This is a genomic window from Rhodomicrobium sp., assembly GCF_047605405.1.
Classification (GTDB): Bacteria; Pseudomonadota; Alphaproteobacteria; order Rhizobiales; family Rhodomicrobiaceae; genus Rhodomicrobium; species Rhodomicrobium lacus.
Window position 1 is genome coordinate 1 of the sequence record NZ_JASGFR010000063.1, and the last position, 10,972, is coordinate 10,972.

Genomic DNA, 10,972 nt, shown 5'->3' on the forward strand with positions numbered 1-10,972 from the left:
CCTACCTACCTTGCCTCGTGCTATTAGGGGCATTTTTCCGGAATCGTAACGTAAAACGTACAAGTCTTTTATTTCAATGACTTATCCGATTACGCTGTTGTAACGGTTTTCAGAACGTAACGAAAGGCAAAGCTGCACCGTAACAGTTAAGTGCTTGATTTTGAGCATTTGTTACGTTTTTAGCCGTTTTCAGAAAAAGAGGGGGCCTACAAGCCGGAGTAGGACCGCTCGATAAGACACCAACCTGCCATTCGCGAGGTACCCTACCTTCATGCGGTTCGAAGGTAGGTTCCCTTTTGGCGTGATAGACGTTGACGAGTTGGAAACCTCGTCGATTGGATATAAAAACGCGTCGGGGTTATACAAAATTGAGGGAAGCATGAACGAGCTGATGAACACCTCGAGCGGCCAGCCGCTCACGATGTGGAGTCGCGATATCGCCGAGTTGGGGGCGCCATGATAGCATAAAGCGCACCATTGAGCGCCTTGCCGAGCGCGGCACAATTGTCCAACCGCGCAGCTTCCCGCCTCGATGACGACGAGAAGGGGGCTCATAGTGTGAGCACCCCTGGCGGCGTGCAGCAGATGACCGTCATCAACGAGTCCGGCCTTTACAGTCTGATCCTTATGAGCCGCAAAGAGAGCGCAAAGCGCTTCAAGAAGTGGGTCACGTCGGAAGTACTGCCATCGATTCGCAAGACGGGCTCATACAGCGCCCGCCAGGCCGAGGAGCCGCACCGGCGTGAACTGGTCCTCGCGGACGAAGTGCTCGCCTTGAAGCGCTTGATGCTTTCAACCACCGACTATGCTGTTGGGCTTGAAAACCGGATCATGGATTTGGAGCGCAAGGCCTGGCAGATGCCGGTAGACGGCTGGACCCGCGATTGGTTCGAGGCAAGGATGGCTGCTGCCGGGATCAAGAGCTACACCGAACTCGCCGAGCGGGTGTGCGTGTCGAAGAGCATGCTGTCCTTCATGCTGGATGGCAAGCGGTCGACGGCTCTGCCGGTTGCGCGGGGCCTTGCCCGCGAGCTAGGAGTGCCGCTCATCGAGATCGCCCGCCGTACTACGGGCCGGCCATGGAGGCGCTGCTTGAGGCCGGAGCGCTTCGCGCAGAGAAAGGGCACCGCGCCGGCAGCGCAGGTGGGCCCTGCGTAGACAGGGGCTATCGATCCGGGAGTGCCACAAGGTGCTGAAGCAGGTCGGGGCGATCTCCACCTCGCACATGACGCTGCATCGGTGCTTCGTGCGCCACAGGCTGAACCGCCACGCGTGACGACTAGGCAGCCGGCCTGCTTTTCCGTTTGCCGCTGCCTCGCTTCGAAGCGACGGTTTTCACGCGAATTTGTCAGGGGACTTCGAGCGGAGCCCTTTTGAGATAGGGCGCAGAAGGCGGGGAGCAGACAATATAAGTCTTGCGCGGGATGTCAGCTATCGAAGGTAAGAGTGTTCTTGAGGGCCCGAGAATCCAATTTGATGCCTTAGACAAGCCGAAAGGCCCTACAAACGGCGCGGTTTGCCCTCGCCTGACATGGAGCGGTTCCATTATTGCTGGAGCCGGGTGGCCGGCGGCGGCATCTTGCTTGCCGAGGAGCGCTACGACATCCCGACATCCGAGGCGCGCGAAAAGCGCGGCAACCATGAACGACTACGCTTCGGTCTCTTAACGGGGTGCGGCAAATACACGCGTTGAGCTCACGGCGGCAAAGGAAGCTGACGGAGCCCTTACTGAGGTGGAGATCGCCTCGGAACTCCATGATCTTGTTGAAGCATAAAAATGGTCAGGCGGAGAAGGCGACTGTCGTTACGGTGGGGTGGCACGCTGAAGCGATTAGCATTCTGATGAACCCTACCTCGTCAAACCGGAGTTGCTGTCTGCATGCGTTTTGATCTCTGTTTTCTGTAGAAGACCAATCTTTGAATCATGCAAACTGATCGGTCGATACCGGAACGCAAGCACGATTGCGAACCCTGCAAAGGAGAGCGCGACCATCAATACGGTCGGATAACCTTTCAAGTCCGCCAGTGCAGCCGCCGCGGACATCGATGCGATGGCAAAGAGGATGTTGAGGCTGCTTTGGAAGGTGTAATCGGTGGCTGGACGCTCGAACGAGGTGTGATCCATCATAGTGGTGGCTAGGATCGTCGCAGCGGGCGGATAGAAGAGAAAATAGAAGCAGCACGCCACCGTGAGACCGACGTCGCCCAAAAAACCGACGACAGGCAGCGCGATTGCTGCAATGGCAACGAACTGGACGATCGCGCCCCCGATCAGGGCTTTCCCGCGATCCATGCGCCGAATAATGCTTCCCGTCAGCAAGGCGCTGGCTATGGCAAGAAGCGAGCCGAGGATGTTCACTTCAAGGCCGATGCGTTCCATATCCCATCCACGATCGACCAGAAACGGCACAAGGACACCATAGGTAAGGCTAGCGCCAAGGCAATAGAGCGCGACCACGAAAAGCCAGTACGGCCCACCCGGGCGCTTCCAGAACCTGGCGATGCTACGGAGAAGGCGGGCCTCCGAAGTTGGCGCAACCTCCCACACCGGCTCACGAAAGAGCAGCAGTTGCACGAAGGAGATCATCGTGCAGCCCGCCAGAATGAACAGGGCGATCTGCCAGCCAAGCGTCGGGTAGGCCATTAATACAACGCCGCCGCCGAGCATGTTCCCCAGAAGCCCACCTGCGATCTGCAAACCATTGGCTGGTCCTCTCGCCTCGGAGGATAGCAAGCGGCACGCCATGCCATCGACCGCGATATCCTGCGTCGCCGAAAATAACGCCAACAGCAGCGCCAGCGCATAAACGGCTTCGAACTGACGTGCGGGATGAAAAAACCCCATGGCGAAAAGCACGGCCACCAGAGCGCCCTGCATCAGCAGCAGCCAGACACGATAATGCCCCAGCCGCCCAAAGCGCACCCGGTCAATGAGCGGCGCCCAGAGAAACTTCAAAGGCCAGACCATGCCGAGCAGGAAGACAAGCCCGACCTGATCGAGCGGGGCTCCCTCGTCGCGAAGGATCGCGACGAGGGCAACGACGAGAAAGCCCAATCCGAGATACTGGGTTGTATAGAGGCTGCCGAGAAGCAGCCACGTGGGCACTGGTATCCGGGAAGGATCAGGCTTTTTCGCCATAGGGTTCGGCATCAGAATGTCGCCTTGAAACCGACGCCGAGAATACGGCCAGGAGCGGGCGCTCCGTAAGAGACGCTCGGCGGCGCGAAGTAGCCGTAGAGGTCATAATGATCGTCGAGAAGGTTGCGGCCGAATACGTATACCTCCTTGTTCCCGCTGCTCACGCCGACGCGCGTATCGATCTTGTGGTAGGCATCGAGATCGAAGGAATTCTGCGGATCGGCCGGTCTTTCGCCCACATACTGGTAATCGAGGCGGGCGGTGAGGGTCGGCGCCGGGATGTCGAGCACAGGCGGCAGCTCACGCGTGTAAACCACCGCGAGGGTGCCCGCCCAACGCGGAATGTCGGGCATACGGTTTCCCGCAAGCACGGCTCCGTCGCCGATTCCGTACACGCTCGTCTGGATCTCTCCATCGATGAAGATGACGCCGCCCGTCACGGTAACGCCATTGTCGAAACGCCAGCCCGCCTGCAACTCCGCACCTCTGCTTCGCGTGTCGGCGCTCACGGCACTGGAGACGTAAGTCTTTGAGTCATACGACAGCAGGTGATTGTCTTCGACCTTCGTCAGGAAAACGGCGCCGTCGAGAGTAAGATGACGGTCCATGAATTCGGACTTCACGCCCAATTCCACGCTGTTGATCTTCGCCGCCTTGTAGCTCGATGAGCCGGCGGCGACAGCATATTCCTGATAGCCGCCGGGATTATAGCCGCGCGAGAGGGTGCCATAGAGGTTCACGCCAGACGTCAGGGCGTAGGTGAGGCCGACGCGACCGGTGGTGAAATCGTCGCTCATGCTGAGCGATTCGCCAGTCTTGACACCGCTCCCAGAATAATAGGTTCCGTCGTAGGTTTTCGAATCCCACGTATGGCGAATGCCCGCTGTCAGTTTCCAGTCTGTGAAGACCGGAACAGTGGTTTCGCCGTAGACGCCATATCGGTCGATCGTGAAATCGCGGAACTGGGCCGCCTTATTACCGTATTTGGTGTAGGTGTTGCGCGGGTGATCATAGGAACGATCCGAATGCAGGAAGCTGAAACCGGTCACCCAGAAGACGTTGGCGCCCGTAATCGAGCCAAGCCGCAGATCTTCTGTAGCCACCTTTTCGCGCGATTCCTGAACTTGCCAGTATTCCGTGGCATTCTGATTATTATGGATGGCTCTCTGGATGAATGCATCGTAGACGACGGGCGAGATATTATACGCGTTCGTGTATGATGAGATCGACGTGACCTGCCCGAACGACAGGGTGTGATTGGCCTGGACCGAGTAACGCTCAAGCGTCTTCTCCGCGTCGTCATAGATGCCTGGCGTCACGTCCATTTTCGGCTTGCTGCCGTAAGGACGCAGAACGATGTTTTCGCCCATCTCGCTCGCCTTCTGGCGCTCGGCGGACATGAGCACCGATGTCCCCGCAGCGACATCCCAGAGAAGGCTTCCCCGGAACGCGACAATATCGGGCTCGGATACGGGCTTCCCGGTCTGGATGTTGGTCATCGGATAATCGAAGGCCGAATAACGGATGGCGAGGCGGCCCGCCACTTGCTCCGACAACGCACCGCCGGCGGCGGCCTCCACGAGACGGTTGCCGTCCTGCCCCATTTCGACACCCACATACCCCTCGGTGGTGCGCGTCGGCTTCCGGCTTGTAATGTTGATTGCGCCGGCTTCCCCGATCCCGCCGAAAAGTGTGCCTTGCGGTCCCTTGAGGATGTCGATCTGCTCGACGTCGAGATTGCCGAGCGAAATATGCCGGCTGGTCAGAGGGCTGCCGTCGAGGTTCACAACCACCGACGTGTCGTCCATGCTCATGGGATAGAGGGCGCCGACGCCGCGGATATACATAGTGGAAACGTTGGCGCCACCCGACGAATTGACGCTCACGCCTGGCGTTGAGCGCAGCACATCTTCAACGCTGACGAGGCCGCGCTCGGCAATGTCGTTTCCTTGTATCGAGGTCACGCCAAACGGGAGATCCCTTGCAAGCTCTGCCGTGCCGCGCGCTTCGACCGTTATGGTCGGGAGATCGACGGCCCCGCCGGCGCCAGCGGCCTGGGTAGCCTCAGTCTGATTTCCGGAAGCTTGTGCCCATGCCCCTTGCGGTGTCGCCAGTGGAAACCCGAGACACATTGCAATAACGATCGTGCTGGCATGCGTGTAGCCGCGCCCCGGGGCCTGCGCCCGGGGCGATATTTCGCCCAATTTCATAGTCCCACCCCTGTTCTACTTGCCCAGACAAAGCTAACAGCGAAATATCGCACCTTGCCCGGGTGCGATATTTTCTACTGCCAGAACTTATATAATCGCTCTTTTGTTGTAGATAATACTCAACTCCCTCGCGATATACGGAAGCATTCACGTCAATTTATTGTCTACAATGCAACCCATGCCGAAATATAAATCTGATCTTTTTGGAATTGATATTCAGAATAGATCTAATATGTAGCGATTGCCGTTCGTGCATTGGATAAGATATACGCAGAGGAATATTGTCTAGCGACATCGGGACTGTTATTGATGGAAGCGGAACGAACGCTTCAGGAATTCCGCAGGCCGGAGAAGAGTGTGCCTCATCATCAACAAATCGCCGTTCCTGCGGCGTGGCGCGAGACGTTCGACAGAAAGATCGAACTCATTGGCTGGAAGGGCTTCACGCGTATCGACCAACCTGAGGAGGACGTGGCGATCTATACAGTCGATGCCACCGTTCCTTCCAATCTCGCAGTGCGAGCTGAAGGTCCGCCGACATTCTCGCTCAGCGTTTGCCTGAGCGGATACGGAACGTATTCGATCGATGGCGCTCTACCTCTGGACGTGAAACCGGGCTTCGGTGTGCTGTTCACGAGCCACCGCTATGCCTTCGGCGAAACCGCCGTGAAGGCAGGCGAACGCTTTCATTTCGTCGATCTCCGCTTCGAAAGTCGTTTTCTCGTTAAGGCGGGCGGAGTGGCGCTGGCGCGGCTCGGCGGCGATCTGCTCAGCGATCACAGCAGACCGGATCAGGAGATTTTCCTTGTCGGGTTTCAGGCGTCGGCACCGCTTCTCCAGGCGGCGCGGGATATCGCCGGATGCCGCCTTCAGCATGGGCTTGCGCGGAAACTCTATCTCTACAGCAAGGCCATAGAATGCTTGAGCCTCGTCGTGGACGCGTTCTCGCAGCCGCTCCAGACAAGGGGCGGCCTTCGCGACGAAGACCGCTTGCGCGTACACAGAGCGCAACAGATCATCGAAGCCCACTACGATGTCGATTGGACCATCGCGCGGCTGGCTCGCGAGGTCGGTGTGAACGAGCGCAAGCTCAAGGAGGGGTTCAGGCAGGTCGTCGGCAACTCGGTTCACGCCCACCTGCGCGAAGTTCGCATCGACGTGGCGGCGGCTTTGCTGGACGAGGGAAAAACTGTCACCGAAGCGGCATTCGCCGTCGGTTTCAGCAGCTTGAGCCACTTCAGCAAGGCGTTTGCCGCAGTGAAAGGCATGCTGCCGAGCCGCTATCGGAAATAGTGTCGCGTCGTGGATCGGTTCATCCGTTCGCTCAAGAAGAACGCAGCGAGGAACGGAGCGCTGTAGACTGCCCGGCGTGGCTCGTCCGTTTCGATCAATAAAAGTCCCGTTCGCGTTAGACATCGCGATCCGAAAAGAGCTTCGTTCAGTCGGTAAGAAAACAGGCGCGGGGGCGCGTGAGCCAATGACAACGACGAGTGTTGGCCTCGAAGCGGAGGCTGACGTGAGAGATCCCGAGGCATCGGCCAGCCAAACGTCGAGCCCGGACTATTTCGCGAGCCTGCGGCTTGTCGGGCGCTTCATGGAGGGGGCGCAGCTCAAGCTCGGCGCGACTGTCGCCATCGCAACCTTCGCGGTTGCCTGCGAACTGGTCCCCGTCTGGGCTGTCTACCGGCTCGTGTGCGAGATCATCGCGGGCTCGCTGGCGTGGTCCTCCGTGCTTGGCTATGCGGCGGCTTCGCTGCTTGCTGTCCTCCTGGGGTTTGCTGCGATGGGCTTCGCGTTGGCCCTGTCGCACATCGTCGCTTTCGACGCGATCTACCGCCTTCGCCTTGGCGTGGCCCGGCACATGGCGCGGCTGCCGCTCGGCTATTTCGCCGACCGTCCAAGCGGCGACGCCAAGAAACTCGTCATCGACGAGCCGGAAAAGCTCGAACTCATCGTCGCGCACGGTGTGCCGGAAGGCGTCAGCGCGCTAGCGACATGGCTTGCTGTTTCCATCTGGCTGTTCGCGGTCGACTGGCGCATGGCGCTTGCGGCAATCGTCGTGACGCCCGTTTCTTTCGTGCTCATCGTCACCGCAATGACGCGCGGAGGGCGTCGGGCTGGCGCCTATCAGGCGGCACAGCAGCGCATGAACGCCGCGATTGTCGACTATCTCGCGGGCATGGGCGTCGTGAAGATCTTCAACCGCGCCGGCGAAAGCTTTGCCGCGACCAGCGAAGCTGTGAAGAACTATGCGAAGATCGAAACGGAATGGGCGCGCGACTATCTCCCGCTGGGCGGCACCTTCTTCAGTCTGGTTCTCGCCAACATCGTTTTCATCTTGCCTGTCGGTTTGTTCCTCATGGCGTCGGGTAGCCTCGACCTGCCGACGCTCGTCTTCTTCATCATCCTGGGAGCGAATTACAGCCAGCCGCTGTTGAAGCTGTTCAATCAATTCCATGAACTCGCTCATATCAGCATGGGTTCGACGCTCGTCGCGGAGATTCTCGATACGGCCCCGCAGGCCGACCGGCGCGATGGGCCGAAGCCCACAGGCCATGACGTCGCCTTCGAGGCGGTGCGCTTCGGCTATGGCAAGCATGACGTGTTGCACGGCATAAGTTTCACGGCGCGGGCGGGAACGGTAACGGCGCTCGTCGGGCCTTCGGGCGGCGGCAAGAGCACCATCGCAGGCCTTGTGCCGCGCTTCTGGGATGTGCGGTCAGGCCGCGTGACAGTGGGCGGCGTCGATGTCCGCGACATGAGCCTTGACGACCTCATGGATACGGTCGCCTTCGTGTTTCAGAACACCTTCCTGTTCTCGGACACCATCGCCGCCAATATCCGGTTCGGTAATCCCGGCGCAACCGACACCGAGGTCGAAGCCGCCGCAAAGGCCGCGCGCGCGCATGAGTTCATCACGGCACTGCCGGATGGCTACGCAACGCGCCTCGGTGCGAAAGGAACCACGCTCTCGGGCGGCGAGCGCCAGCGCATCGCCATCGCCCGCGCCATTCTGAAGGACGCCCCCATTATCGTTCTCGACGAGGCCACGGCCTTCGCCGACCCCGATAACGAAGCAGCGATACAGGAGGCGATTGAGGCACTGACCGTCGGGCGCACCCTGATCATAGTCGCCCATCGACTTCACACCATCTCCGCCGCCGACGCTATCGTCGTAGTCGACCGGGGATGCGTCGCCGAAACTGGCCAGCATGAAAACCTTGTCGCGCAGGATGGTCTTTATGCGCGTCTTTGGGCCGATTACACCGCCGCGCGCCAGCAAACGCTGCGCCAGAGTGCGTCCGGAAAAGTGTGAAGCGGTTTTCCGGCAAGACGCACGCACGATAAAAGTCAAAGAGATAGAAAGGCTGGAAGGCAAGGATCATGACCGACACAGTCGCTGCGATGACCGATGCCACGGGAACGGAGGTCCGCTCCGATCTCGAAAGCTTCAAACGCCTCTGGGCGCTGGCCGGGCCGCTGCGTGGGCGCGTGCTCGCCGGGATCGTCTTTCGCTTCGCGCAGTCCTTCTGCCTCGGGCTTGCCTTCGCCACCGCGATTTCCGTCATCGGCGCGCTGGCCGCAGGAGCGACCATGACCTACGCCTGGGCGTGGCAGGTCACGGGGCTGATGGCGCTGTCGCTCGGCGGCCAGTTGCTGTTCGGGTATCTTTCCGCCACGCGAAGCTGGTTCGCGAGCTTTGCGCTTGCAGGCGAACTGCGGCTTTCGATGCTGGACCGGCTGCGCACCCTGCCGCTCGGCTTCCACCTTTCGCGAAACAAAGGCGACACGGTCACGGTGCTGACCTCCGACATGCAGATGCTGGAAAGCTTCATGTCCGACGCCCTGCCGCGCATCGCGCAGGCGTTCGGGCTTCCCGTGGCGGTGCTTCTCTACCTCGCCTGGCTCGATTGGGCCGTGGCGCTCGCGGCGACCGTGTCCATCGCCGCCGGCGTGCCGATCTATCTGTGGTCGAGTCATCGCCTTGCTGCGCTCGGTATCCACCGGCAGGACATGCAAGCCGAAGCGGCTGCGCGCATGATCGAATATGTGCAGGGCATCGCCGTCATCCGCGCGTTCAACCGCGTGGCCAAAGGGCAGGAGGATTTCCGCGCCGCGCTGAAAGCGTTCCGCGACATGTCCGTCAACATGGTGATGAAACTCACAGCGCCGCTCGTCGGCTTCAGCCTCACGATCATGCTTGGGGTGCCGCTCCTGATCTGCGTTGCGGGAACGCGGCTTCTCGGCGGGGCTATCGATACGCAAACGGCGCTTGCCGCCCTGATGCTGGTGTTTGCGCTCTATGGCTCCCTCGTCGGTCTCGTCGCCGTGATGGAACTGACGCGCATGGCGGACGCCTCGCTGACGCGCATGGACCGTATTCTCACCGCCAAGCCGCTGCCACTCCCGCAAGCTGCCCGCGAGCCGAGGGGTTTCGCCGTATCTTTCGACGCGGTCGACTTCGGCTATACGGCAGGAAGCTCGGCGCTCGACGGCGTGACTTTCGAGATCCCGGAACGCTCCATGACAGCCATCGTCGGGCCGTCCGGCGCCGGAAAAAGCACGATCCTCAATCTCATTCCCCGGTTCTGGGACGTCGATCGCGGCGCTATCTCCGTTGGCGGCGTCGATATCCGCGACATTGAGGCGGAAAGCCTGAACCGGCTTATCACCGTAGTGTTTCAGGACGTCTGTCTGTTCTCGGGCACGATTTTCGACAACATCGCTTTCGGCCGAAAGGATGCGAGCGTCGAAGAAGTCGAGGCAGCGGCCCGCGCCGCTCAGGCACACGATTTCATCATAGCGCTGCCGGAAGGCTATGCGACGCGCGTGGGCGAAGGCGGGGCTGCACTGTCAGGCGGCGAACGCCAGCGCGTGTCCATCGCCCGCGCGATTCTCAAGGATGCCCCCATCGTGCTGCTCGACGAAGCGACGGCGGCGATCGATCCGACCAATGAGCGCGCTATCCAGGCGGCGCTTCAGTCGCTCGTCGCCGACAAGACGCTCATCGTGGTTGCTCATCGACTATCGACAATCCGCGCCGCCGACCAGATTCTTGTCATGGATCGCGGTCAGATCGTCGAACATGGCCGCCACGAAACGCTCGTCGATGCGGGAGGCCTTTATCAAGGTCTCTGGCATCATTGGACCGAAGCGGCGCAGTGGCGAATCGGAGCCGCGCCGATATCAAACAAAGGAAAGCCTGACTTCCAGCGCGGTCCTTTGGGACTGCGTCCGTTTCCGAGGGTTGAGCAGCCGAGATCGGGGCACTAATTGTCTTACCGCTTTCGGCCCTCATGTGCCGTTTTGACCCGCCGCATAACGAGGGCGAGGCGCTCTCTCACGCAAAGCCTCTCCAAGTGTTCAATGAGTAGGCGCCGTTCCTTCTCGTCGACTATCGACATCGCGCATCGGACGCCGTGCACGGCTGTCCATCCGCGAGTGCCAAAGGTGCTGAAGCAGGTCGGCGCGATCTCCACCTCGCACATGACGCTGCATCGGTGCTTCGTGCGCCACAGGCTCAACCGCACCGCGTGACTTGCAGACAGGCCGGTTTCCCGGCCTGTCGTAAGCATCCGGTGAGGGCCGCAGCGTGAGCGCTTGCGGTTGATGACTACGCCGC

The 10,972-nt window shown here is 60.2% G+C and carries 7 protein-coding genes; 5 read left to right on the top strand and 2 right to left on the bottom strand.

Features of this window, described 5'->3' with window-relative positions; translation table 11 throughout:
* Positions 1-504: 504 nt before the first annotated feature.
* Complete coding sequence (locus tag QM659_RS16360; protein ID WP_415189247.1) at positions 505-1,158, top strand: BRO family protein; 654 nt, start codon at positions 505-507, stop codon at positions 1,156-1,158.
* Positions 1,159-1,849: 691 nt separating this feature from the next.
* Here the strand turns inward: QM659_RS16360 and QM659_RS16365 are convergent.
* Together QM659_RS16365 and QM659_RS16370 are read right to left on the bottom strand one after the other, a co-directional pair.
* A complete protein-coding gene (locus tag QM659_RS16365) occupies positions 1,850-3,151 on the bottom strand; it encodes an MFS transporter (RefSeq protein ID WP_415189241.1) in 1,302 nt (433 codons plus the stop codon).
* Complete coding sequence (locus QM659_RS16370) at positions 3,151-5,349, bottom strand: TonB-dependent receptor (RefSeq protein WP_415189242.1); 2,199 nt, start codon at positions 5,347-5,349, stop codon at positions 3,151-3,153. Before QM659_RS16370 ends, QM659_RS16365 begins: the two co-directional genes overlap by 1 nt.
* 357 nt (positions 5,350-5,706) lie before the next feature.
* Here QM659_RS16370 and QM659_RS16375 point away from each other — a divergent pair, with 357 nt between their 5' ends.
* The 4 genes from QM659_RS16375 (at position 5,707) to QM659_RS16390 (ending at position 10,887) form a co-directional block, all read left to right on the top strand.
* On the top strand, positions 5,707-6,642 hold the full coding sequence (locus QM659_RS16375; RefSeq protein WP_415189243.1) for a helix-turn-helix domain-containing protein: 936 nt from the start codon (positions 5,707-5,709) through the stop codon (positions 6,640-6,642).
* Positions 6,643-6,826: 184 nt separating this feature from the next.
* Positions 6,827-8,665, top strand: a complete 1,839-nt coding sequence (locus QM659_RS16380) for an ABC transporter ATP-binding protein (RefSeq protein ID WP_415189244.1) — start codon at positions 6,827-6,829, stop codon at positions 8,663-8,665.
* 68 nt (positions 8,666-8,733) lie between these two features.
* Positions 8,734-10,623: an ABC transporter ATP-binding protein gene (locus QM659_RS16385; protein WP_415189245.1), complete on the top strand. Its 1,890-nt coding sequence runs from the start codon at positions 8,734-8,736 to the stop codon at positions 10,621-10,623.
* Between the two features lie 93 nt (positions 10,624-10,716).
* Positions 10,717-10,887, top strand: coding sequence for a hypothetical protein (locus tag QM659_RS16390; protein WP_415189246.1), 171 nt, complete (start codon positions 10,717-10,719; stop codon positions 10,885-10,887).
* The last annotated feature ends 85 nt before the right edge of the window (positions 10,888-10,972 follow it).